17 protein-coding genes are annotated in these 25360 nt (G+C 64.0%); 11 read left to right on the top strand and 6 right to left on the bottom strand.

The genetic code is table 11. The annotated features are described in order from the left end of the window. Nucleotides 1-236 precede the first annotated feature (236 nt). The 11 genes from pseB to J0A90_RS03090 all read left to right on the top strand — a co-directional run bounded on the left by pseB (nt 237) and on the right by J0A90_RS03090 (nt 10699). Complete coding sequence (gene pseB / locus J0A90_RS03140; protein ID WP_207036092.1) at nt 237-1235, top strand: UDP-N-acetylglucosamine 4,6-dehydratase (inverting); 999 nt, start codon at nt 237-239, stop codon at nt 1233-1235. Then, a complete protein-coding gene (pseC, locus tag J0A90_RS03135) occupies nt 1235-2395 on the top strand; it encodes a UDP-4-amino-4,6-dideoxy-N-acetyl-beta-L-altrosamine transaminase (RefSeq protein WP_207036090.1) in 1161 nt (386 codons plus the stop codon). The genes pseB and pseC overlap by 1 nt, the downstream gene beginning before the upstream one ends. Then, nucleotides 2392-3255 carry an aldo/keto reductase gene (locus tag J0A90_RS03130; protein WP_207036088.1) on the top strand — a complete coding sequence of 288 codons (864 nt, stop codon included), beginning with the start codon at nt 2392-2394 and terminating at the stop codon, nt 3253-3255. Before pseC ends, J0A90_RS03130 begins: the two co-directional genes overlap by 4 nt. Next, nucleotides 3255-4151: a Gfo/Idh/MocA family oxidoreductase gene (locus J0A90_RS03125; RefSeq protein ID WP_207036085.1), complete on the top strand. Its 897-nt coding sequence runs from the start codon at nt 3255-3257 to the stop codon at nt 4149-4151. The genes J0A90_RS03130 and J0A90_RS03125 overlap by 1 nt, the downstream gene beginning before the upstream one ends. Then, nucleotides 4148-4903, top strand: a complete 756-nt coding sequence (locus J0A90_RS03120; protein WP_207036083.1) for an SDR family oxidoreductase — start codon at nt 4148-4150, stop codon at nt 4901-4903. Before J0A90_RS03125 ends, J0A90_RS03120 begins: the two co-directional genes overlap by 4 nt. Then, entirely contained in the window at nt 4897-5610 is a 714-nt protein-coding gene (locus tag J0A90_RS03115; protein WP_207036081.1) for a cytidylyltransferase domain-containing protein, read from the top strand. The genes J0A90_RS03120 and J0A90_RS03115 overlap by 7 nt, the downstream gene beginning before the upstream one ends. A 3-nt stretch (nt 5611-5613) precedes the next feature. Continuing rightward, nucleotides 5614-6717 (top strand): UDP-2,4-diacetamido-2,4,6-trideoxy-beta-L-altropyranose hydrolase, encoded by a 1104-nt coding sequence (gene pseG, locus J0A90_RS03110; RefSeq protein ID WP_207036079.1) that lies wholly within the window; start codon nt 5614-5616, stop codon nt 6715-6717. Nucleotides 6718-6737: 20 nt separating this feature from the next. Then, on the top strand, nt 6738-7382 hold the full coding sequence (locus J0A90_RS03105) for a formyltransferase family protein (protein ID WP_207036077.1): 645 nt from the start codon (nt 6738-6740) through the stop codon (nt 7380-7382). Nucleotide 7383: 1 nt separating this feature from the next. Continuing rightward, nucleotides 7384-8448: a pseudaminic acid synthase gene (gene pseI / locus J0A90_RS03100; RefSeq protein WP_207036075.1), complete on the top strand. Its 1065-nt coding sequence runs from the start codon at nt 7384-7386 to the stop codon at nt 8446-8448. 257 nt (nt 8449-8705) lie between these two features. Continuing rightward, complete coding sequence (locus J0A90_RS03095) at nt 8706-9278, top strand: hypothetical protein (RefSeq protein WP_207036073.1); 573 nt, start codon at nt 8706-8708, stop codon at nt 9276-9278. After that, on the top strand, nt 9278-10699 hold the full coding sequence (locus J0A90_RS03090; RefSeq protein WP_207036071.1) for a PLP-dependent aminotransferase family protein: 1422 nt from the start codon (nt 9278-9280) through the stop codon (nt 10697-10699). Before J0A90_RS03095 ends, J0A90_RS03090 begins: the two co-directional genes overlap by 1 nt. 264 nt (nt 10700-10963) lie before the next feature. Here the strand turns inward: J0A90_RS03090 and J0A90_RS03085 are convergent, their stop codons facing one another. From J0A90_RS03085 to J0A90_RS03060, 6 genes are all read right to left on the bottom strand, one after another. Continuing rightward, nucleotides 10964-12472, bottom strand: coding sequence for an autotransporter outer membrane beta-barrel domain-containing protein (locus J0A90_RS03085; protein ID WP_207036069.1), 1509 nt, complete (start codon nt 12470-12472; stop codon nt 10964-10966). Between the two features lie 332 nt (nt 12473-12804). Then, nucleotides 12805-14142 carry an aminotransferase class I/II-fold pyridoxal phosphate-dependent enzyme gene (locus tag J0A90_RS03080; protein WP_207036066.1) on the bottom strand — a complete coding sequence of 446 codons (1338 nt, stop codon included), beginning with the start codon at nt 14140-14142 and terminating at the stop codon, nt 12805-12807. Further along, entirely contained in the window at nt 14139-21629 is a 7491-nt protein-coding gene (locus J0A90_RS03075; RefSeq protein WP_233076454.1) for a type I polyketide synthase, read from the bottom strand. The genes J0A90_RS03080 and J0A90_RS03075 overlap by 4 nt, the downstream gene beginning before the upstream one ends. Before the next feature lie 181 nt (nt 21630-21810). Next, nucleotides 21811-23340 (bottom strand): LTA synthase family protein, encoded by a 1530-nt coding sequence (locus J0A90_RS03070; protein ID WP_207036064.1) that lies wholly within the window; start codon nt 23338-23340, stop codon nt 21811-21813. Beyond that, nucleotides 23337-24116 carry an SDR family oxidoreductase gene (locus J0A90_RS03065; RefSeq protein WP_207036062.1) on the bottom strand — a complete coding sequence of 260 codons (780 nt, stop codon included), beginning with the start codon at nt 24114-24116 and terminating at the stop codon, nt 23337-23339. The genes J0A90_RS03070 and J0A90_RS03065 overlap by 4 nt, the downstream gene beginning before the upstream one ends. Continuing rightward, the gene (locus J0A90_RS03060) at nt 24113-25360 is read right to left on the bottom strand and encodes a capsule biosynthesis protein (RefSeq protein WP_207036060.1); all 1248 of its coding nucleotides are present in this window, start codon (nt 25358-25360) and stop codon (nt 24113-24115) included. The genes J0A90_RS03065 and J0A90_RS03060 overlap by 4 nt, the downstream gene beginning before the upstream one ends.

Genomic DNA, 25360 nt, shown 5'->3' with positions numbered 1-25360 from the left:
CTCTTTTTCGTTCGGCGTTCCGATTTTCCGCCGACGAAGCTGGCTTCTGCGGGGGAAATTCGGGCGGCGGTATTGGAGCGGCGCGTGGTCACGTGGTCGCGAAAAGGTGGGTTTGTTCCCTTGCGGGTGGTTTGTTTGCCGCTTTGAATGCTGGGTCAGGCAGTAGCATGAGCGCAAGATGCCGGTACCTGCGTGAGCGGGGCGGCGCGTGGCGAAGCGGCCCGAGGTAAAAATGGATGTTCAATGATTCTGTGATCCTGGTCACCGGCGGCACCGGCTCCTTCGGTCACAAGTTCCTGCACATGGTGCTGAGCCAGTACAACCCCCGCAAGGTCATCGTCTATTCGCGTGACGAGATGAAGCAGTGGGAGATGGCCAAGCTGTTCGCGGGTGAAGAGCGGGTGCGTTTTTTCATCGGTGATGTCAGAGACAGAGACCGCCTCTATCGCGCCCTGGATGGCGTGGACTATGTCGTCCACGCGGCCGCCACCAAGATCGTGCCCACCGCCGAGTACAACCCTTTCGAGTGCGTCAAGACGAACGTCCTGGGCGCCATGAACCTGATCGACGCCTGTATCGACAAGGGAGTGAAGCGGGTGGTGGCGCTTTCCACGGACAAGGCGAGCAGCCCGGTTAACCTCTACGGGGCGACCAAGCTGACCTCCGACAAGCTGTTCGTCGCGGGTAATTCCTATGCCGGTGGGCACGAGACGCGCTTCTCCGTGGTGCGCTACGGTAATGTCATGGGGTCCCGCGGCTCGGTGATTCCGTTCTTTCTCTCGATGCGCGACAAGGGCGTGCTGCCGATCACCGACCCGCGCATGACTCGCTTCATGATCTCGCTGGAAGAGGGCGTCGAGCTGGTCTGGCACGCCTTCGCGGATATGGAGGGCGGCGAGATCTACGTCAAGAAGATCCCGTCGATGAAGGTGGCCGATCTGGCGCGTGTCGTGGCGCCCGACGCCCGCCAGGAGATCGTCGGCATCCGCCCCGGCGAGAAGCTGCACGAGCAGATGATCGGTGAGGAGGATGCGCTGCACACCTACGAGTACCCTGACCACTACAAGATCCTGCCCGCAATCAACAAGTGGGATCAGGATGTGAACCGGATCAAGGGGGGAACCCGAGTGGCGGAGGACTTCAACTACTCGAGCCATAACAACGCCGAGTGGATGACCGACGCGCAGCTGCAGGCGTGGATCGAGCGTAACTGGGACAAGATCGGAGCCATCTGATGATTCCTTACGGCCGGCAGGCGATCGAGCAGGCGGATATCGATGCCGTTCTCTCGGTGCTGCAGTCGGACTTTCTGACCCAGGGGCCGCAGGTGCCGCTGTTCGAGCGTACGCTAGCCGACCATGTGGGCGCCCGGCACGCGCTGGCGGTCAACAGCGCCACCTCGGCGCTGCATATTGCTTGTCTGGCGCTGGGTCTGGGTGAAGGCGATTGGCTCTGGACCAGCCCGGTGACCTTCGTCGCCTCGGCCAACTGCGGCCGTTACTGCGGTGCCAGTGTCGATTTCGTCGATATCGACCCCAGAACTTACAATCTCTGCCCCAAAGCGCTGGAGGCCAAGCTGCTCGACGCAGAACGCCATGGGCGCTTGCCCAAGGTGGTGGTCGCTGTACATCTGTGCGGCCAGCCCTGCGAGATGCAGGCGATCCATGCGCTGGGCAAGCGCTTCGGCTTCCGGATCATCGAAGACGCCTCACACGCGGTTGGCGGCAAGTATCAGGGGGAGTTCATCGGCAGCGGTCGCTATAGCGATATCACCATCTTCAGCTTTCATCCGGTCAAGATCATTACCACCGCCGAAGGCGGCATGGCGCTGACCAACGACGACACCCTCGCCGAGAAAATGGCGCTGCTGCGCAGCCACGGCATCACCCGTGATCCAGCTGCTATGACGCATGAAGCCGATGGGCCCTGGTACTACCAGCAGATCGCTCTAGGCTTCAACTACCGCATGACCGAGCTACAGGCCGCGTTGGGCGTTTCCCAGATCGAGCGACTCGATCACTACGTGGCCGAGCGGCATCGTCTGGCGGCGCGCTATGACGCTGCGCTGGCCGAGTTGCCGGTGGTGACACCCTGGCAGCATCCGGATAGCTACTCCGGGCGCCATCTCTATGTCATCCGGCTCGAGCTGGCGCGAATCTCGGCCTCCCACCGGGAGGTGTTCGAGGCACTGCGCGCGCGAGGTGTCGGTGTCAATCTGCACTACATCCCGGTGCATACCCAGCCCTATTACCGCGCGCTCGGGTTTGGCGACGGGGATTTCCCCCTGGCAGAGCGGTACTACGCCGAGGCGATCAGTCTGCCGCTGTTCCCTGATCTGAGTGAGTCGCAGCAGGACGCGGTGATTCGTGTACTGTCCGAGGTGCTGGGAAAATGAAAATAGCACTGGGAACCGTGCAATTTGGCATGAATTATGGCGTTGCTAATAGTGCTGGCAAGGTGGGGTTGCACGATGTGAGGCGCATTTTAGATATTGCGCTTGGGGCTGGCGTGACGACCCTGGATACCGCGGTTAGTTATGGTGAAAGTGAGTCGCTGCTAGGGTTGGTTGGAACCAAAGATTTTGATGTTGTGACTAAATTACCACCTAGAGGGGATCACGCTGGCAGCGCCAGAAAATGGGTGATTGACCATATACAGAATTCGCTGGTCAAGTTGAATCGTGAAAGTTTATATGGTCTTTTGCTGCACCGCCCTTTGGACTTGATGGAGTCTGGCGGAGACTGCCTTTATGAGGCTCTTTGTGAGCTCAAGTTGTGCGGGCTCGTAAAAAAAATTGGTATCTCCGTATATGGTCCCGAAGAGCTGGAGAAACTTTGCCCAAGGTACGATTTCGATATCGTGCAAGCGCCGATGAATCTGGTCGATCAGCGCATGTACGAGTCTGGGTGGCTAGATAGGCTTAAACAGTTGGAGATTGAGATTCATGTTCGATCGGCTTTCCTGCAAGGGTTGCTTTTAATGCATGAAAGTGACAGGCCTGAGTTCTTCAAGCCCTGGTCTGATCTGTTTCTGCGTATCGATGAATGGTGTCGTGATGAAAATGTCTCACTGTTAGAAGCTTGCTTGGGGGCTCTCGTTCAACGACCTCAAATAGATAAGGTGGTCGTTGGCGTGACTTGCCAAAATCAGCTTGAAGATATCCTGTCTAGCACACGTTTCCGTCAAATAGTACCGCCAGCGTACCTGTGCTCACATGATGAAGCTCTGATTAATCCGTCCATGTGGAAATTGTAATGCTTAACCTAGGTATGATTGGTTTGTCGAGTGGCAATGGCCATCCTTATTCCTGGGGGGCTATCTTCAATGGTTACGATAAATCGGCCATGGAATCCTGCGGATTTCCTGTCATCCCGCGTTATCTTGAGTGTCAGATTTGGCCGGACAGCCAGCTATCTTCTGCCAAGGTGACTTCGATCTGGACTCAGGATCAAGAACTGTCTACTAAAGTGGCCAGCGCAGCCAGAATACCAAAAGTTGTGGGTCATCCAAATGATATGATCGGTATGATCGATGGCCTGTTACTGGCAAGAGACGATGCGGAGAACCATTATAAACATGCCGCGCCATTTCTCAAGGCGGGGATTCCTGTCTACATAGACAAGCCGATAGCATTGAGTTTGAATGAACTGGATGCTCTCTACGACTTGGAGCAATACCCCGGTCAGATATTTAGCTGCTCCGCGCTGTCTTATAGCGATGAGTTGAAGTTGAGCGATGCTGAGTTGCAGGGGTTGGGTGAAATCCGCAACATTATTGCTACAACGCCAAAGTCTTGGAATAAATATGCTGTTCATGTCATAGAGCCAAGTTTGCGGTTTCTGTCCAGTGAAGATTCGCCCGAAACTTTTTCGCGCATGATTGGCAGATATGGAACTACAGGTGCCATGCTGTCGGTCTCTTGGAAAAGCGGTATCCAGACAAGCTTTTTAGCAACCGGTGACGCCGTAGCCCCGATATCGATAAGGCTTCACGGAACGAAGGGGTGGAAAGAACTCCTTTTTACGGATGCCTTCTCTGCGTTCAAAAAGGCGCTTGAAGACTTTGTGAGAGGAATCGAAAACAATACAGTGCAGTCACCCAAGGAGCACCACTCAAGAGTGGTATCGCTTATTGAACAGGGTAAGTCATGAGCCAGACAATCTTGATCACGGGCGGTACTGGAAAGTTTGGCCGCGTTTTTGTCTCCCACTTCGTCAAACGAGGTTGGAATGTTATTTTTACCTCCACCAGCCGCAATCGAGCCGATTCACTAATCGTTGAACACCAAGGCGAGGGTGAGTTGACAGGCTTCGTCGTTGACCTGACAGAAGAGAATGCGGCAGCAATGCTGATTGAAAAGGTGCATGATGCCGGTCATGTTGTCAATCACTTGGTCAATAATGCACGAAGTTTGAATTCTCTATCGACTAACCGGATGGGGCAAACTGAGCGCGAGGAATTTCAACAGGAATACTTGTTGGGCGTTGTCGTTCCTTATGAACTCTCAGTGGCTCTTTATAATTCTCAGTCGGATGATCTCAAAACCATTACCAATATCGGCTCCCAATATGGCGCTGTAGCAGCCAATCCAGACTTGTACGACGTCTATCCTCATCAGTCCCCAATACAGTATGGTGTGGCCAAAGCCGCGTTGATGCATTTGACCAAAGAGCTCGCCGTTCGCTTTTCCGAGAGACAGATTCGAGTGAACTGTATTGCCTATGGAGGAGTGAAAGGGCGGGTTGATGCTGAGTTTGAAAAGCGCTACTCGGCTTTATCCCCATCCAGACGTATGTTAAGTGAAGCTGATCTGGCAGGGCCTTTGGATAGCATGATTCGAGACGGCAATATTGCGATTACGGGGCAAACCATTATGGCTGATGGCGGATGGTGTTTATGGTAGTCAGCAAACATATTGCCATCATTCCTGCTCGTGGTGGCTCCAAACGCATTCCTGATAAAAACGTTATTGATTTTATGGGCCGGCCAATGATTGAATGGACAATCGAAGCTGCCCTGCAGGCTGGTGTTTTTGATAGGGTGCTGGTCTCGACGGATGATGAAGATATTGCCCAGGTCGCTAGAGAGTGTGGCGCCGAGGTTCCTTTCTTGCGTTTGGAGTGCGCGGATGATCACTCGCCCGTGAGCATGGCAACGACGGCAGCGCTTCGGCAGGCCATGCACTATTGGGGCGAAAACTATGGCATCGTAGCGCAGTTGATGGCTAATTGTCCGCTGCGCTCTGCTGTTGATATTAGAGCCGCTTTCGAGAGTTTTATCTCAAAGGCGCGTGACTTTCAAATTAGCTGTTTCAAATTCGGTTGGATGAATCCATGGTGGGCCGTTACTTTGCGTGATGATGGTCAACCGAGCCGGCTGTTTGAAGAGTATGCAGCCTGGCGTTCCCAAGATTTGCCTGAACTTTATTGTCCGACAGGCGCTGTTTGGCTGGCTAAAGCTCCAAAGCTACTTGAGCATAATAATTTCTATGGGCCGAACCACGCTTTTGAGCCTATTCCTTTAACTAGTGCTGTGGATATTGACGATGTCGACGACTTGGCAATGGCGAAAACACTATTTTCTCAAAATGCTGGGAGCGGAGAGTGCTAGAGTTTGATTGACATTGCTTTTCGCGTCGATGCCTCGCTAGAGATCGGTACCGGCCACGTCATGCGTTGCCTGACGCTGGCGACGGCGCTGCGCGAGCACCACGCGGCGCGGTGCTGTTTCCTGTGTCGCGAGCTTCCTGGCCATCTGATCGCGCGTATCGAAGCCGAGGGGTTCGAGGTATTGCGGCTAGTGGCCCCCGCGGCTGCGGAGACATCTCACTCGGGCCAAGGCGCCGGTGAGCCCGCCCATGCAGCCTGGCTGGGCGTCGACTGGTCGCAGGACGCCCGCGAGAGCGCGGATCTGCTCGCGCCGCTCGCCCCTGACTGGCTGGTGGTTGATCACTATGCGCTGGATGCGCGCTGGGAGTCGGCGGTGCGTCCGTCGGGCACGCGGCTGCTCATCATCGATGATCTCGCCGACCGTGAGCACATCGCCGACCTGCTGTTGGATCAGAACCTGGGCAGGCTGGCAGAGGATTACGCTGGGCTGGTGCCGGCAAACTGCCAGCTGATGATCGGACCGGATTACGCACTGCTGCGCCCGGAGTTCGCCGAGTGGCGTCGGCCCAGTCTGGATAGGCGTGATAGCCGGCCGGGGCTGTCACAGCTGCTGATCAGCCAGGGCGGCGTAGACAAGGACAATGTCACGGCTGAGGTGTTGCAGGCATTGCGCTATACCGGGCTGCCGCGAACCTGCCGTATCACAGTCGTGATGGGTGCCACCGCGCCTTGGATCGAGGTGGTGAAGCGCGTGGCGGACACCCTCGAACAGCCCACCGAGGTCGTCACCAGCGTCAGCGACATGGCGCGACGCATGGCCGAGGCCGATCTGGCGATCGGTGCGGCGGGCAGTACCTCGTGGGAGCGCTGCTGCCTGGGCCTGCCGACCTTGATGCTGGTACTGGCGGAGAATCAGCGTGATATCGCTGCGGCCCTGGAGAGAGCCGGGGCCGCTATCCGTCTCGACTCAGGCGCGCTCGGCGAAGATCTCTCCTTGGTGTTGACGCACGTCATGGATGCCCGATACCTGGCTGGGATGAGCGAGAGCGCAGCTCGGCTCGTCGACGGCGAGGGCGTCAAGCGTCTGAGAGCTGCGCTAGCGCCATAACACCTTCGGCTGGATGCCCTATGCAGATCACCTTGCTATGTACCAGTGAAAGCCACCCGGTCAATCGATGGCTTCGAGTCTGGCGCGAAGAGCGTGCCGATGAGCATGAGATCCAACTCTGCCGGGATCGTGCCGAGTTGACCGGGGGAGACATTCTCTTCCTGGTCTCCTGCAGCCAGATCATCGATGCCGAGGTGAGACGTCGCTACCGGCATACGCTGGTGCTGCATGCCAGCGACTTGCCCTTGGGCCGGGGTTGGAGCCCGCATATATGGGCGCTGCTGGAAGGCGCGCGGGAAGTGACCGTGTCATTGCTGGAAGCCGAAGATGAAGTCGATACCGGTGCCATCTGGGCCAAGCGCTCCTTCGCCGTGGCGGCCGACGCGCTGCACGATGAAGTCGACCGGCTACTGTTCGATGCCGAGCTGTGGCTGATGGATGAAGCCCTGCGCTTGATCGCCCACGGTGCGCATCCCACGCCGCAGTCTGCGCAGATTACCCCGAGCTACTATCGCCGACGCGCGCCCTCCGACAGCGAGATCGATCCGTATCAGCCGCTGGCTGACCTGTTCAATAAGATCCGGCTGATGGATCCCGAGCGTTATCCGGCCTTTTTTGCCCTACATGGCCATGTCTATACCATCAGCCTCAAGAAGGTGAAGTGAGATGAGCGCCGTTTCCACGAGTTCTTTTTCCATCGCGGGGCGACAGATCGGCCCAGGATATGCCCCCTACGTGATCGCCGAGGTCTCCGCCAACCATAACGGAGATATCGAGAAGGCCAAGCGCATCATCACCCGGGCACGGCAGGCCGGGGCCGATGCAGTCAAGATCCAGACTTACCGCCCCGATACCATTACCCTGGAGAGCGATCTGATGGACTTCCGGATCGTCGACGGACTGTGGGCAGGGCGCACGCTCTATGAGCTGTACGAATGGGCCCATACGCCCTGGGAGTGGCACCCGGAACTCTTCGCCCATGCGCGCAAGGAAGGCATTACGCTGTTCAGCTCTCCCTTCGATAGCACGGCGGTCGACCTGCTCGAGGAGCTGGGCGCGCCGGCATACAAGATCGCCTCGTTCGAGGCGGTCGATATCCCGCTGATCGAGTACGTGGCGAGCAAGGGTAAGCCGATGATTATCTCCACCGGCATGGCGGATGCGGCGGAAATTCAGGAAGCCGTCGATGCCGCCAGAGGGGCGGGCTGTGATCAGTTGGCCATTCTGCACTGCGTCAGCGGCTATCCCGCGCCGGCTGAGGATTACAACCTGCGCACCATCCCCGACATGATCGAGCGATTTGGTCTGGTGACCGGGCTTTCCGATCATACGCTCGACAATACGACGGCGATCACCAGTATCGCGCTGGGCGCCAGCCTCATCGAGAAGCATGTCACGCTGGATCGCAGTGGCGGCGGGCCCGATGACAGCTTCTCCCTGGAGCCCGCTGAGCTGGCAGCGCTCTGTCGCGATACTAAAACGGCTTGGCGTGCGTTGGGAGGTGTCGATTACGGACGCAAGTCGAGTGAGCAGGGCAACGTGAAATTTCGCCGTTCGCTCTATTTCGTCAAGGCGTTGCGGGCGGGGGATATCATCACCGAGGATGCGGTGCGCAGCGTGCGGCCGGGTTACGGGCTGACGCCCAAGCATCTGCACGCGATCCTGGGCAAGACGGTCAAGGTCGACGTCGATATGCATACACCGGTCAAGGCCGAACTGATCGCTGATTGAGTGATCTGTCGGCTGATCGATGGCCGGCGTCTTCCAGGGCGTCTGGCCATTCGCGAACAAAGCGCTCTCCTGCACGGCTCGATCATGCGGGCATACTTTTCATCTCAATGCATACAATTAAATATTGTATGTATTTATTCCTGTATTGAGTGGTTTTTGTATGACTGCTACCATTCCGATGTCTATGAGACCCGGGTGGTGTCCGCTGCGATTCTCCCCGGTAAGAGTGATGGCGAGATGGGAGCGAGGAGCGCGTTATGATCCAGACAATGCTGGTGCTGGCGGTGATCTTTATCGGGGTGGCGTTCGCCGTCTACCAGGTTTATGACATCTACTACGCGCAGAACGTCGGCGACGACGAAGCGCTGGCGATGCGTGAAGGGGCGAGCCGTGCTTCCGCGGCGGAGAGTGCGTTTGCAGCGCTGCGCGGGGTCTTTCCCGAGCGGTTGGTGAGCGCAGCACAGCGCGACGAGACGCTGTCGCGCAACCCCGAGCCGCTGCTGCGCCGGCGCAAGAGCATCGTGCTGGAGCAGGGGGTGAAGATTCGCTATCTGTCGCTGTGGACCGGCCGTCCGGTGGCGCACGACTGGCGCAAGGCCCTGCTGATCGTGGTGCTGGTCGATTGCCTGATCGCCATGTTCCTCGGCGGCTTGAGCCTTTATACCGTTGCTTACGAAGTGCCCGGCGCCACCTTTGCCTGGATGAACGACCCCGTGGTGGTCCTGGTGCTGCTGGCGCTGGTGATCCTTTTGACCCACGCGGTGGCCAAGCTGGATCTCTACCTGCACGATCTCTATCGCATTGGTCGTCTCAACCGGTATCTCGCCTGATGCCGGTCTGGGCCGAGGACGCCATGCCGTGGCTGCCGCGACTCTCGCTGGCGACGCGTCCGCTCTATCGTGCGATTGCCGATGCGATCGCCGAGGATATCGCCAATGGCCGTCTGGTGCCGAATCAGCAGTTACCGACCCAGCGCCAGCTCGCCGAGCATCTCGGGATCAACTTCACCACCGTGACCCGTGCCTACAACGAGGCGCGGGAGCGTGGCCTGATCGAGGCCCGGGTGGGCAGTGGCAGCTACGTGCGGGGCGAGTCACGCCCCGTCAGGCCGAGTGAGCCGCTGCCTCCGCCGGAAGTTCGGCGCGGTGCGGACATGAGCATGAACCTGCCGCCGGAACCGGCGGACACCGCGCTGGCGGCGCAGATGCAGGCCGGGCTGGCGGCGCTGCAGCCGCGCCTGCCCGAGCTGCTGCGCTACCAGGAGTTCGGTGGCTCGCTACGTGACCGCGAGGCCGGCGCGAGCTGGCTGGCGCGGCACTGGCCGGAGGTGCCCGCAGCCAGGCTGCAGGTCTGCCCCGGTGCCCAGAGCGCGCTGCTCTCCATTCTGACGCTGTTGAAGGCGGCCGAGCCGGGTGCCGTGGTGTGCTGCGCCGCGCTCACCTATCCCGGTCTGCGCGCGGTGGCCGGTCAACTGGGCATCCGGCTGATCGGCTTGCCTATCGATGAGGCGGGAATCGACCCCGAGGCTTTCGCCGCGGCCTGCGCGCGCTACTCGCCACGCGCCCTCTACTGCAACCCGACGCTGCACAATCCCACCACCTACACGATGCCACCCACGCGGCGCGAAGCGATCGCCGAGGTGGCGCGGCACTATCAGGTGTCGATCATCGAGGACGACGCCTACGCCGCGCTGCCGCGCCAACCAGTGGCACCGCTGGCGAGCTATGCGCCAGAGCTGACCTACTACATCGCCGGGTTGGCCAAGTGTCTGGGCGCGGGCCTGCGGCTGGCTTATGTGGTGGCGCCGGGGCAGGCCGAAGCGCGACGCCTGGCTGGCGCCCTGCGCGCGACCACGGTGATGGCGTCTCCGTTGAATGCGACGCTGGCCACCGAGTGGATCGAGAGTGGCGTCGCCGTGCGCTGGCTGGAGGCGATACGTAACGAGACCCGCGCCCGCTATGCGCTGGTCGGCGAGTGGCTGCCACAGGGCAGCTTCCGCGGGCAGCCGGATGCCTTCCATATCTGGATACCCCTGGCATCGCACTGGAGCCGGGCGGCCTTTGCCCATCGTCTGGGCAGCTTCGATATCAGCGTCGTGCCCAGCGATGCCTTCACCGTCTCCGGGCAGGCGCCGGAAGCGGTGCGTGTCTGCCTGGGGGGTACCATCAGCCGCCAGTCGCTGGCGGTGGCACTGGGTGATATTGCCCAGACTCTGCAGAGTCGCCCGGATCAGCATATTGGGGTGATTTGACACCCCGATCTCGCTAGGCTCTGCACGAAAACTACCTGCGCTCGGCAATACAGCGTTAAAAATCGGCTGGATCGCCAGCCCGGTCAAAATGCTCATTTACACCCCGTAAACTCCGCCTTATCGCCGATTTTTGCCTTAGCTACGCGCCCCGGTCTGGCCTTCGCTCGCTGACTTTTCGTACAGAACCTAGCGCTGTGCGTTTCAGACGCGCTCAGTAATGTCTCGGACAAGCCCAGTACTTTCCCCGGTCGTCGCTTCAAGTACCTAGAGGCGATAGGCCAGGGTCGCCTGCAGCTTGCGATAGCGGGTGTCGCTGCCGCCGACGACGGCGACGGCGACGCCGGCAAAGTCGACGTTCCAGCGCGGCCCCAGCTCATGCGAGAGACCCAACTTCAACTGCTCGCGGCTGGGATCGTCCTCCTCGATGAGGTTGACCCGGCTGTCCACGTGGGCAGTGATGTTGTGATAGTGCAAGGCGCTGGCGTAGAGCTGCCCATGGGGCAGGTCGTAGCCGAGCTTGAACCCGCCGAAGAGCTCGCCGAGTTCGACCCCGTAATCGCTCTGGGTATCCAGATAGCGCCCCTGCAGCTTGTCGTTGAGGTAGGCGCCGCCGGCAGTCACCCCGATCTGCCACCGGGCCAGACGCGGCAGATAATAGGTCGTCGAGCCGCGCGCGCCCCAGCGCTCGCCATCGAGATTGACGTCGCCGTCCAGATAACGGTTGCGACTGCGGCCATCCAGCGACTGATAGAGTCCGACCGCATCGAACACCCAGCGGCCATCGTCGACGGCCACCGCGGCGTAGGGGGCGATCACGTCGCCGCCCAGATCGACACGCGCGACCTGGTTGCGGGTGGTGATATCGACCGAGCTGTGCCCGGCAGCGAGCCCCAGCAGCCAGCCATTGTGCTTCCAGTCGAGGCCAACGAACGCCGCCTTGCCGTCGCCGTCATAGGCGGTGGTGTTGGCACGCCCCTCCAGGTCGCTCGCTTCGCTTGCCACCCAGACGTTGAAGCCACGCCCGGCGGCGAATCGTTGCCCCTGGCTTGGTGTGGATGCGCGGCCGGGCTGCATGGCGCTGTCGATCTGACTGGAGAGAATGCCGAAGTTCTGCGCCATCGCCTGCTTCTGGGCGCCGCGTAGCGCCATGTCGGTGTCCAGCATCCCCAGGCGCGCGGCGAGTCGCAGCAGGCGTTTCGACGAGAGGGCTTTGAGCGACTGGCCATCGACCAGCGGATTGCCGTTGGCGTCCAGCAGGGTGATCGGCGTCGATCCCTTGAAATCGTCCAGCGTCTGGCCTTCGGGTAGCACCAGCGTGACAGGCTGGCCGTTGAGGGTGGCGGATAGACGGTTGGCGCTGGCGAGCGAATCGGGCGCCCCCACCCAACTCAGGGTCAGTGGCCGTGAGTCGACCACGCTGGAGATCGAGTAGACCGCCGCTTGATCGCCCTTGTCGTACCCGGTCTCGAGGCTTGCGGCGGTAGTCGAAAAGTCGACCGTGTTGCCGTCGACATCCAGCGTCACGCGGTCGCCTTTGATCAGGTTGGCCAGCGAGGTCTGCCCGTCGGGCGAGCTGATGGTGAACTCGCGGCCGTTGTTCAACTTCAGGCTGGCCCGGGTGTCTTTCTTCGAGATGTCACCCTGAGTCTGGGCATCGGGTAGCGCCTGGCCGAGCTGGATCAGCTCGGCGAGACCGAAGCCGGCGGCGGTCACGCCGGGGCAGACGGCAAGTGCGCCAAGGCCGAGCACGGCCGCCTTGAGATCGATCCGCATGGATTGTGTTCCCTGTCGTTGTCTATGAGTTTTGTCATCGGCAAAAAGCGATAAAAGTTCAGCCTACCGTGTGATAAATAAAATAAAAATCTAATATTTATGTTCGAATCGATAAGGGGAGGCGGTGTTCATGCGGCGAGGTGGCGATGGCAAAACGCAGGGATGGCGCATTCGCTAGCGACGCTCGCGCCCATAGGTAGCGTCTGGAGAGTGGGGGCTGGAGAGTAGCGTCTGCTGAGTGGGGTGGCGTCTGCGGGGTGAGGCGACAATAGATGAGCGACCGCGGCATGGCGCCGCGGTCACAGGGCCGAGTTGGCTTACTTGGAACCGGCTTACTTGGAACTGGCTTGCTCGGTGCGGGCTTGCCACTCGGTCTGCAGGGCGTCCAGGGTGCGGTCGATCTGTTCGCGGGTGTGCTCGCAGTTGAGGAAGAAGCGTAGACGGGCACTCTTTTCCGGTACCGCCGGGTGGAGGATCGGCTGCACGTTGATGTCGTGCTTGAGCAGGGCGTCGGAGAGACCGGCGGCGAGCACCGAGCTGCCGACGATGATCGGCACCACGGCGACGCCGATGCTGTCGCCGATGTCGAAACCGCGTGCCTTGGCCTGCTCGAGGAAGTAGCCCGAGATGGTGTGCAGGTCACGCAGACGCTGCGGCTCCTCTTTCATCACCGCGAGCGCGGCCAGCGACGGCGCGGCGACCTGAGCCGGCATGCCCACGCTGTAGAGAAAGCCGGGTGCAAAGTAGCGCAGCATCTCGACCAGTTCGCGACAGCCGGCGATATAACCCCCGCAGCCTGACATCGTCTTGGAGAGTGTGCCCATCCAGATATCGACGTCGGTTGACGCGACCTGGCAGTGCTCGCGCAGCCCCAGGCCGGTGTCGCCCATCACGGCGAAGGAGTGCGCCTCGTCGACCATCAGCCACGCCTGGTGGCGCTGTTTGGTCTCGACGAAGCGCTTCAGATCGGGGGCGTCGCCATCCATGCTGTAGAGCCCTTCGATCACCACCAGCACACGCTCGAACTGCCCGCGGTGGCGTGCCAGCAGGGCTTCCAGTGCCGCCGGGTCGTTATGGGCGAAACTCATCCGCCGCGCGCCGGAGAGCTGCGCGCCCACCAGGGTGCTGTTGTGGATGTACTCGTCGTGCAGCACCAGGTCCTTGGGTCCGAGCAGATAGCCCAGGGTCGAGACGTTGGTGGCGTGGCCGCTGACGAATACCACCGCGTCCTCGACCTCGTAGGTCTCGGCGATGGCGCGCTCCAGCTCATGGTGGATGGGGCGCTCGCCGGAGACCGGGCGGCTCGCCGAGACCGAGCTGCCGTAGCGCTCCAGCGCTTCGATGCCGGCCTGGATCACCTTGGGGTGGTGGGCCAGCCCGAGATAATTGTAGCTGGCGAAGTTGATGCACTCGCGCCCGCCGATGGTAGTGGTGGCCCCGGCGGTGCCTTCGTGAACCTTGAAGAAGGGGTCGGGAATACCCAGCCGCTGGCCACCTTCGCGCATCAGCTTCAACTGCTGATAGCCGGGGTGGCGGTCGAAACGGGTAAAGCGTTCGTCCACCCCGGCGCCCGCGGCGCGCGCGCTGGGTGCGTCACCCGCCGGGCGCTGCTGGCGCCGCTGGCGGGCCTGGTCGAGCAGGCGCTGCTTGAGCGTGTCGGACTGACTCACGGTGTGCTCTCTCCGGCTACTTGCCCATCCTGCAGCTCGCTGACCCCGTGGCGGGCCGCGAGACTGCTGATCGATTCGTCTTCACTCTCGCTGTCGTTGCCTTCGCCGCGCAGCTTGTGCATCAGATAGTCGCACAGCTTGGCCAAGGTGCCGGCCTCGCTGAGTACCATCACCGGGACCTGAATACCCAGGCGTGACTCCAGCGCGGTGACCAGCTCGACCCCCATCAGCGAATCGAAGCCCATGTCGTAGACCGACTTGTGGATGTCGATCTTCTCTTCATCGATCAACAGAATCTTGGCGAGTTCCTTGCTGAGGACACCGATCAGGGTGTCGTAGAGCGCTTCCGGCTCCAGACTGGCGAGCAGCTGCTGCAGGTCATCGTCGCCTTCGCTGCCGCTGTCGTCGCTGGCGCTGCGTGCGATCTCGCGGTAGCGCGGCGTCTCCGCCGTGGGCAGGAAGCGTGCCAGCGCGCGCCACTCCAGCTCGAGCACGCCGAGCGCGGCGACATCGGCCACTAGCATGCGTTCGAGCACGTCGAGTGCATCACGCGAGGTGAGCGCTTCGCCGCCCAGGCGCTCCTGCAGGCTGTCGCGGGTCTGAGTATGCCGTGCCAGGAAGCCGACATCCTCGATCGCGCCCCAGCGCACCACGGTGGCGGGGCGGCCCTGGGCGCGTCGCTGCGCGCCGAACGCTTCCAGCCAGTGGTTGGCGGCCACGTAGCTGGCCTGGCCGGGGTTACCGAACAGCGTTGTCGCGGAGGAGTAGACCACGAAGAAGTCGAGCGGGTCATCGACGGTCAGTGCATCCAGATGACGCGCGCCGTCGAGCTTGGGTGCCATCGCCCGGCGCACCCGCTCGGCGTCGAGATTGCGGATCAGGCCGTCGTCGATCACCGTGGCGGCGTGCACGATACCCTTGATCGGGCCCAGAGTGTCGCGGGCGGTATCGAGCACTGCGCGCAGGGCTTCGGCATCGGTCACGTCGCAGGCTTCGGCGCGCACGCTTACGCCCGCGGCCTGCAGGCGTGTCACGCCGGCCTGGGCCTCTTCGGTGGTGGCGCCGCGGCGGCCCAGCAGCAGCAGCTTGCGCGCCCCCTTGGCGGCCAGCCACTCGGCGGTGGCGAGGCCGAAGCCACCCAGCCCGCCGGTGACCACGTAGGTCGCGGCGGCATCCAGGCTGAGCGTGAGGTCGTCACCGGGCGTCGGGGCGATCTGCGGCGGGCGCTCGTAGGTGACCACCACCTTGCCGATCTGGCGCGCCTGCTGCATGTAGCGGAAGGCCTCGACCACCCGGTCGCTGCCGAAGGCGGTGTAGGGCAGCGGGGCCAGAGTGCCGTCAGCGAACAGCGCCATCATCTCGCCGAACAGTTCGCCGGTCAGACGCGGCAGCTCACGCATCAGCTGGTCGGAGTCGACCCCGAAGTAGCTCAGGTTGTTGCGGAACGGACGCAGCCCGACCTTGGTGTTCTCGTAGAAGTCGCGCTTACCCAGTTCGATGAAACGGCCGAACGGATTGAGCACGCGCAGGTTCTGGTTGATCGCTTCGCCGGCCAGCGAATTGAGCACCACGTCGACCCCGCGGCCATCACCGCCGTTGTCTGTCGAGAGGTCGTGCAGGATCTCTTCGGCGAAGGTCAGGCTGCGCGAATCGTAGAGCCGCTCCACGCCCATCAGGCGCAGGAAGTCGCGTTTTTCCGCCGAGCCGACCGTGGCGTAGATCTCGGCGCCCAGCCAGCGGCCGATCTGGATCGCGGCCAGGCCCACGCCGCCGGCGGCACCGTGGATCAGCAGGCGCTCGCCCGGCTGTACGCGAGCCAGATGCTTGAGCGAGTAGTAGACAGTGAAGAAAGTCGTGGGGATGGTCGCCGCGGCGGCGTAGCCGATCTCTGCCGGAATCGCGGCGACGGCGTTGGCGTCGGCGATCAGGCGGTCGCTGAAGCTCGCCGGGCCGAAGCCGACCACGGCGTCACCGGGTTTGAGCGGGCTGTCGGCATCGCCGACCCGCACCACCTCGCCGGCGAACTCCAGCCCCAGGGTGGGGCCGGCGAAACCGTTCTCGATCGCCTCGTCCGAGAGCAGGCCAAGCGCATACATCACGTCGCGGAAATTGAGCCCAGTGGCCTTGACCGCTACCTCGACCTGACCCGCCTGGGGCGCGGCCAGCGTATGTGGCTGCCAGCGCAGATGGCGCAGCTGGCCGGGCAGTTCGAAGCCCAGGCTGACCGCATGGCCGGCGCCGATCTCGCGCTGCTCGGCTTCGTTGACGCTGCCCGGCGCGGGCTCGAGCCCGAGACGCGGCACCCAGCGCGCGCCTGCGGCGTCGAGTACGATCTCGCTCTCGGCATCCGGCATCTCCAGCTCGAACAGCAGGGCATCGAGCAGCGCTTCGCTGGTCGCTGGGTTGGCCGGCAGATCGAGCAGCCGCACCTGGCGGCTGCCGGCCTCGTTCTGCAAGGAGCGGCCGAAGCCCCACAAAGCCGCGTCTTCGGGCGGTATGAACCGATCGGCCGGTGTGGCGCTCAGGGTATCCATCGCGCCCAGCGTGGAGCCGACGCCCTGGGTGATCAGCCACAGTGACGCCTCGCTGCCACTGGCTTCGAGACTCTGCAACCACTGCATGGCGAGCACGCAGCGTGTCTCTGCGTCGTTGCCGAGGCCACGCAGATCGACCACCTGGGTCGCGGCGACCTCGGCGAGCAGTGCCGCCGGTTCACCATCATCGCGCCGCGAGACCGTCTCTTCGAGGGCGTTCAGGCGCGCTTCCAGCGCGCTGGCGAGAGGCCGCGAGGCGGCGTCGTCCAGGATCAGCCAGTGTGCCGGCGCGGGTTCGGTGCGCTCGCCGTTGTCATCACTCAGCGCGGCGCTGGTCAGCGGCGGCTGGGCAGTCAGTAGCACCAGCCCGCCGTGGTCGCTCTCCAGCGTATGCGTGGCGATCCCGCGGTAGCCGAGCATGTCGAGCTGCTCGCGCAACTCGGTGAGCGTCGCCGGCAGGGCGTCGTCTTCCAGGGCCAGCGACAGGAAGCTGCGCCAGTCGCTGTCGCCCTGGGCCAATAGTGCGATCTGCGCGTCCTCCGCGAGCTGCTGCGGCAGCGTACGCAGCAGGGCGACGGTCTCCTCGCGCGTGCCGTCGAGAGTGATCAGCGCCACCGTCGCCCCGATATCGGCGGCGGCCGCGTCGCTGGCGATCAGCTCGACCCGCGCATCCTGCTCGGCCAGCGCCTCGGCTTCCTGGCGGGCACTGTCGCGCAGGGGCAGGAAGCGGAACGCCGCGCGATCACCGGGGATACCCTGGAGCAGGCGCTCGCCCAGCTGCGGCCGCGATGCCGCTGCCTCGAGCACGATCAGCCGCTGCTGCGGTGGCAGCAGCTGCAGCGAGAGCTGGTACTGCGCCTGCCAGGTGTCGGCCAGCGCGAACCAGCCGCGTTCCCCCACACTGGCCTGGATCAGCCGGGTCATGCGTGCGCTGTCCAGACCCAGGCTTTCGGCGTCGAGCTGGCCGTCGAGCCACTCGGCCAAATGCAGGCCGAGCCGGCCGACGCTGTGAGTCAGGGCAGCGTAGTCGGGGTAGTCGCGGATCAGCAGATTCCAGATCGTGGCGGCGTCGATCTCCTCCGCCTCGCGCAGCTGCCAGCCGGCATCGGTCTGGTTGACCACGCCGCTGGCCACGGCAAGCTCGATCAGGTGCTGGCGGCGCTGGCGGAGATCGGCCGCGCCGCTGTCGAAGCGGGCCTGGGGTAGCTGGCCGTCGGCATCGGCATGCGGGCGCAGCGCCTGATCGAGGAAGCTCGCGACCAGTGTATCGAGCAGCGGCGCGACCTCGTCGGCGTAGCGGCCGCCGGTCACTTCGCGGTAGCGCGTCTGCAACTCGTTCAGGGCGAGCTCGGCGCTGGCATCATCCAGCGGCAGGCTGGCGGCTTCCCGCGGCGCCGGCACCAGGCGGTGGTCGAGATAGCTCAGTCGGTGCTGGGGGGCATGGCGCAGGCGTGCGGCCTTGAAGCGTGCGCCCTCGACCACGGCGATGGCCTGGCCGTCGGCGGCGTAGAGCGCGACTTCGGCGCACAGCGAGTGCGGCGCCCGGCTGGTGAGGCGCACCTCCATCCACGCCGGCGGTGCGGCGTCGAGGCGCAGCTGCAGCCGCTCCAGGCGTACCGGCACGAAGGCCATGCCGCCGGCGGCGGCGAGTTCGTCGGCCAGCAGTGGGATGAACAGCTGGAAGGCGCTATCGAGGATCCCCGGCGCGAGCAGACAGTCGCGCTGCCCCTCAGCGATCGCCGGCGGCAGGTCGATGCGACCCAGAGCGCGGCCATCCTCGAGCCAGATGGCATCGATGGCCTGAAAGCCGGGGCCGTAGTCGAGCCCGACGTGGGCCGCCATCGCCAGATGGCGTTCGCGGCTGATGTCCGGAGCTCGCTGGGGCAGGCCAGCGCCGCGACGGCTCAGCAGCAGGCCGCGGGTCTGGGCGGCGATACGCGCGCGGGCATTGAGGGTCCAGGCATCGTCACTGGCCGGCTCGCGGGTCTGCAGGGTGAGGCTGCCATCGCCTTCGTCGAGTTCGAGCAGCAGCTTCTTGCCGTGGCTAGCGTCGAGCAGCAGCGGGCTCAGGATCTCGAGCGCCTCGATATCCAGCAGCGGGCTGGCCTTCCAGGCGCTGGCGGCGGCCAGCGCCAGCTCGGCGAAGCCGGCACCCGGGAACACCGTGGCCTCGCCGACCCGGTGATCGGCCAGCCACGGCAGGCGCCGGGTATCGAGCTGGCTCTCCCAGGCCCAGCCCTGGCGGGCGAGACGGTAGCCGAGCAGCGGGTGTTCGTAATGGCGCGCCATCAGCCCCTGGGCATCGCCGGTGGGGCTGACCCAGTAGTGCTCGCGCTGCCAGGGGTAGTGGGGCAGGTCGACGAAGCTGCCGACCACCGGGAACCAGTGGCGCGGTGACACGCTGCCGCTGGCGAGCAGCCCGGCGAGGCTGGCTTCGACGGCGCTTGAGCCATCGTCGCCGCGGGCCAGCGTGCCGAGCACGCAGCCCGGCTGGGCGTCGGCGGCAAGGGCGTCGCTGAGGTAGCGGCGCAGGATCGGCTGGGCGCCGATCTCGACGAAAGTACGCGCGCCGTCGGCGATCAGAGCGTCGATGGCGGGAGCGAACTGCACCGGTTCGCGGATATTGCGCCACCAGTAGTCGGCGCCCAGCTCGCGGCCGGGCAGCCGCGTGCCGGAGACGGTGGAGTAGAACGCCAGCTCGCCGTCATTGGGTGTCAGGTGCCCCAGGGCATCGATCAGCGGGGCGCGAATCGGGTCCATCGCGGGGCTGTGGAAGGCGTAGTCCAGCGGCAGGCGCTTGGCGAAGATGCGCTCGGCGGTCAGCGCGCTCTCCAGGTGCGTCAATGCCTCGGCCGGGCCGGCCAGGGTCACGCCCTTGGCGCTGTTGACCCCGGCGATCACGATCTCGGCGTACTCGGGGGCGGCGAGCCAGCTCTGCATCGCCTCCGCGCCGAGGCCCACGGCGCTCATCTCGCCGCTGCCGCGGGTGCGGCCCTGGCCGGCGCTGCGGTGGAAGATCACGCTGACCGCCGTTTCCAGCGTCAGCGCACCGCAGGCCCAGGCGGCGGCGACTTCGCCCACGCTGTGCCCGGTGACCGCCGCCGGATGCACGCCTTCGGCGGCCAAAAGCCGGGTCAGCCCCACCTGCAGCGCAAACAGCGCCGGCTGGGCGATCTCGGTGCGCGCCAGGCGATCCTCGCCTGAACTCTCGTTGGCTTGATTGGTGCCCTCGAGCTCAGCGCGCAGGGAGAAGTCGGCGTGGCGCTGAAACAGCGCATCCACCTCATCGATGGCGGCGGAGAATACCGCTGACTCCGTCAGCAGCGTCTGTCCCATGCGCTCCCACTGACAGCCGTTGCCGGTATACACGAATACCGGGCCGTGGCCGTCGTCGACACGTTCGACGCTGGCGCTGCCGGGAACACTCTCGCCGGCGGCCAGGGCATCCAGGCGGGTGATCGCGTCTTCCGCGCTGGCGCTGAACAGCACCGCAGCGTGGGGGTGGGCCTCGCGACGGAAAGCCAGGCTATAGGCGGTGTCGTAGAAGGCCTCGGGGTGGCTAGCCAGGGTGGCGCTCAGCCGGCTGGCGAATTCGCGCAGCGCCTCGGGGCTGCGCGCGCTCAGACACAGCGGAAGCCGGCGAGCGGCGCTATCGGCGGCCGCCGGCTGAGCCGGCGTGGGTGCCGATTGCAGCAGCACGTGGGCGTTGGCGCCACCGAAGCCGAACGAGTTGACGCCGATCGTCAGCGTGCCCTCGGCCCTGAGGCGGCGGGGCTTGTCGACGATCTCCAGGTTCCAGCCATCGAGATCGATGCGCGGGTTGACCTGGCGGATACCGATGGTCGCCGGGACTTCGCGCTCACGCAGGGCGTAGATCGCCTTGGCCAGGCCGGCGACCCCAGACGCCGTCTCCAGGTGGCCGAGGTTCGACTTGACCGAGCCGATGGGCAGCGGCTCGCGCCGCTGCTGGCCGATCGCCGCGCCGATGGCACGGGTCTCCAGCGGGTCGCCGACCGCGGTGCCGGTGCCGTGGGCCTCGAGGTAGTCGATATCGTCCGGTGTGAGGCCGGCACGGGCCAGGGTCTGGCGCATCAGCGCCACCTGAGCGTCGGCATTGGGTACGGTCAGACCCTTCTTGTAGCCGTCGGTATTGACCCCGCTGCCGGCGACCACGGCGAGGATGCGATCGCCATCGGCCACCGCCTTGTCATAATCCTTGAGCAGGAAGACGCCGCCGCCTTCGGAGCGCACGTAGCCATCGCCGTTGGCATCGAAGACCTGACAGCGCCCGGTGGGCGAGAGCATGCTCGCCTTGGAGAAGATGATGAAGCCGAACGGATGCAGGTGCAGGCTGATCCCGCCGGCCAGAGCGATTTCGGTCTCGCCGCTGCGGATCGACTGGCACGCCTGGTGAAAAGCGACCAGTGACGACGAGCAGGCGGTATCCATCGACATGCTCGGCCCGTGGAGGTCGAACAGATAGGAGATACGGTTGGAGGCGATGCTCGAGGTGTTGCCGGTGGCGGTCGAGGTATCGATCGCCGACATGTCGTCGGCCATGCGATAGGAGTAGTCGAGACTGGCGACGCCGATGAACACCCCGCACTGGCTGCCACGCAGGTGCTGCGGGGGAATGCCGGCGTCCTCCATCGCTTCCCAGGTCATCTCCAGCAGCAGGCGCTGCTGCGGGTCCATCTGCGCCGCCTCGCGCGGAGAGATGCCGAAGAACGCCGCATCGAAGCCGGAGACGTCGCCCAGGCTGCCGGCGGCGAAGGTGTAGCTGGTGCCGGGGTGGTGCTTGTCGGGGTGGCGATAGACCTCATGGTCCCAGCGGTCCGCGGCGACTGTGGTGACCAGGTCTTCGCCGCTCTTGAGCGCTTGCCAGAAACGTTCTGAAGTCGGGGCGCTCGGGAAACGATGAGCCGCGCCGATGATGGCAACGCGTTGGGTCATTGGGACTCCTTTCTCCGTAGCCTGGGGCTACGCCTTGCTATTGTTGCGTCATCGCCGGGGCGCCTGCGCTATCGTGATGTCCGCGATAGCCTTAGAGGGCGCCCCTAGGGCATCCAGGTACTTGGCGCAGTGCTGCGCCCGATCGGCGTCTCGCCGCCATGATTGCCCGTCGATTGCCTGCTTATCTGCGCTCGATGATGGTCTGATAAAGGGTGGCGCCCAGCTTATCCGCTGACAGTGTCTTGCGCACCTTATCGCTTGGCGCGGCGTCGGTCTGCCAGATGAAATAGTTCGTCAAACCATCCGGTTCGCCATGGTCGGCATACACGCCCGGCATGATCGGAACGTGGTCGCCGTAAAACGCCAGCATGCCGGGCCTGTCGGCCGCCGTCAGCAGTGCCTTGAGACGCGCGAGCATCTGGTCGCCGTTGTGCAGGTGGCGCAGATAGACCGCGAGATCGCCATGCCCTTCCGGCAGCTCGCCTTCGAGCCAGTCGGCGGCGACGCGAGCATCGGGCGTCTCCAGATGCAGCGGGCCATGGTTCTCCATGCTGATCAAGAACACGAACAGCGGCTGCGTCGGGCCCGTGGCGAGCATCTCGCGCACCTTCGCCGCGAGGGCCAGATCGCCGGTGTACTGGCCGTCGCGATCGCTCTCGTCGAAGGCGCGGATATCGATGAAGTCATCGAAGCCGAGCTGCGGATAGACTCGGTCGCGCAGATAGAAGCTGGCCGGGTAGGGGTGCACACAGACCGTACGATAGCCCAGCGCCTTGAGCGCACCGGCAAGGTTGCGTACCGGCATCCGCGCCAGCTGATGGTAGGGGTTGAAGCGGTGGCCGCCGAGGGCTTCCGGGGTCAGGCCGGTGAGCACCGCGCACTCGGTGCGCACGGTGTTGGCGCCCCAGGCGGGCACCTCGAAGCGGCCTGCCGCCAGCGCCTGCTCACTCAGGGTGTCGAACTCGCGCAGAATTTCCGGGCGAATGCCGGGGTACCAGCGGCGCGGATCGAAGAACGATTCGCTCTGCACCAACACCAGGTGCGGCAGGGTGGCCTTGGCCGGCGGCGTGCTGGGCTCGGGGAACGCCGCGGCGTTGCCGCCCGCTGCCAGCGGCTGGCAAAGCAGTCTGCCGTAGGCCCATAGGTAGGGGTAGAGGCCCAGCTCGACCAGATCGCGGTTGGGTTCGAGGGTGCAGGTCGGCAGGCGCGGCAGCGCCAGCCACAGGGCGAGTGCGCTGGCGGCGCTCAGCGCCAGGGTGACGAACAGGCTCCAAGGCGCGTCCGGGCGGGTGAACAGCGAGGGTTCTAGCCAGAACCCGGCAGCGATGGCCAGGGCGCCGGCACTGCTGGCGGCGATGGTCAAGCCGATACCGAAGAACGGGATATAGAGACGCGGGTGCTTGACCGCATCGACGAAGTACTCGAAGTCCTGGCACAGAAACGGCTCGCGCAGCGATGCCGACTTGGTGTTGTTGACCTGGACGATCACCATCTGCAGCGAGCCGGCGATCACCACCGCGAACCACGGCCGCTGCACGATCAGCAGCCACAGCGCGAAGTGCAGCAGGGTGGTGGCCGCGTGCACGCCGATCACCGCTGCCGGCCGCCGCCATAGCGGGCGGGGGCGCGGGGCGAGCAGCAGTTCGAACAGCGACGTGAGCAGCAGCGTGGCCAGCGCGGCGCCCAGGATGTGAGCGATACCGGCACTCATGACTTCGAGCCCTCGGCGTAGTCGAGCCACTTGAGCAGGCGCTGGGAGATCGCCGCCGGCAGTACCGCCAGCCACCAGCAGCCGAAGTCGAGCGGGAACGGAAAACTGACCCGGGCGCGATTGCGCGCCACGCCGGCGGCGATGCGCCGCGCGGCCCGCTCGGGTTGCCACAGAAACGGCTTCGGCCCGGGCATGTCATGGCACATCTGCGAGCTGACGTAGCCTGGCATGATCACGCTGACGCCGACGCCGGAGGGCGCCAGCCAGCCGCGCAGGGCCTCTCCGTAGGCCTTCACGCCGGCCTTGCTGGCGCTGTAGCTGGGGGTGACCGGCAGCCCGTGGTAGGCGGCCAGCGAGCTCATGAAGACCAGTTGGCCGCGCCCCGCGGCGCGCATTCGCTTACCCAGGAAGTTGCCCATCGCCATGGGCACGCGCAGGTTGATCGCCAGCAGGCGGCTGGCGTCTTCCCAGGCTTCGCCCTGATTGTCGGCGCCGATATCGATGTTCATGCCGGCGTTGACGATGACCAGGTCGGGTGGCGTCGGCGCGCACAGCGACTCGAGCCAGGCGAACAGGGCATCGTCGTCGTCGAGCTCGACGCGGCTGGTCTCGACCTCGGCACCCAGCCGCCGGCAGGTGTCGGCGACCTCATCGAGCACATCGCTGCGTCGCCCGTGCAGCACCAGGTGGCAGCCTGCGGCATGCGCTTTGGCGTAGTGCCTGGCCAGGGCGGCGCCGATGGCACCGGTGGCGCCGGTGATGACGATACGTCTCATGAAGCAATCTCGTCCTTGAGTTGTTGCAGCGGCGAGCGGTCACGTTCCATGACCTGCAGGGCATGCCCGGCCGCCAGCTCGATACCCGGGCGGCAGTAGAACCCGCCGTTGATCTGGACCGTCTGCGCTACGGTTCGGCGATAGGCCCTAAATAGTGCCGCATCCGGCTGCGGCCTATTCTGCCAGAAATCGTCCAGTTTGCCCTGATGGGTGAGCCCGGGCATGTCGTAGATCGGCGAGGCCAGGGTGTGGGTGGGGCAGCCGAAGCCGAGCGAGACGTTGCCGGCGGTACTGTTGACGGTGACCAATCCACTCGCGCGCTTGAGCAGGGCTTCCAGGTTGCCGCCCTCGAGATAGACCAGGCGCCCCGCCAGGTCGTACTCCTTCATCAGCACCTTGATCAGCCGGGCGTAGTGGGCCAGGCCCATGTCCAGCGGGTGGTTCTTGATCACCAGACGGGCGTCGGCGGGGGCGTGATAGGCGAACGAGGCCGCCACCTTGCCGATCACCTCCTGCATGTTCTTGAACTCGGAGTGATAGCGAATCTGGGCATCGCTCTTGAGCTGTAGCGGTAGCAGAAAGAGCGGATGGTCTTCGCTCAGCAGCGTGTGCATGCGTTCGTCGTCGCGCCGTGTCAGATACGGCATACGCGCCTTGCGCAGTAGAAACCCGGCGTATTCCACCGGCGCGGTGACCAGCGCGTGATTGCGATAGTGCGGATGCAGAAACGGGTTGGCCACCCCGGCCAGGTGATAGAGCACGTCGTGGCGGGCGCGGGTGCTGAACTGATTGGGGAACGGCCTGGGCTTGCCTGCGCTGGGCAAGCGTCGGCCCGCCTCGCGGTACCACTCCGGGTCCCGCGGCAGCAGCGAGTGGGCGTTGACGCCTTCGCGCTCTAGGGTGACCCAATAGGGGCGAAAGTAGCCCTCTTCGAACACGTGATTGCGAATACCGCGTTCACGCGCGGCGAGAATCGCGCGGCGATGCACCGGGCGGCGGTCGCCGAACACCACCTGATCGGTCACCGCGTGGCGCTCCCAGATCCGCGCCAGGTAGGCGGGAATCCGCTCGGCGTGGCCGCGGTAGACATAGGTATTGCCATGGTGCCAGTAGAGGCTGTCGCCGACGGTGAAGTTGACCTTGATCACGCGATGCCCTGCCGCAAGAAGCTGCTCGCCGAGCCGGTCGAAGAACGGCGAGCAGACACCTTGCAGCAGCAGGAAACACTTGCGGGACGTCGTCAA

This window comes from Salinicola sp. DM10 (assembly GCF_017306975.2).
Classification (GTDB): domain Bacteria; phylum Pseudomonadota; class Gammaproteobacteria; order Pseudomonadales; family Halomonadaceae; genus Salinicola.
The sequence above is the reverse complement of the archived record's forward strand: the minus strand, read 5'-3'. Positions and strand labels throughout refer to the sequence as shown.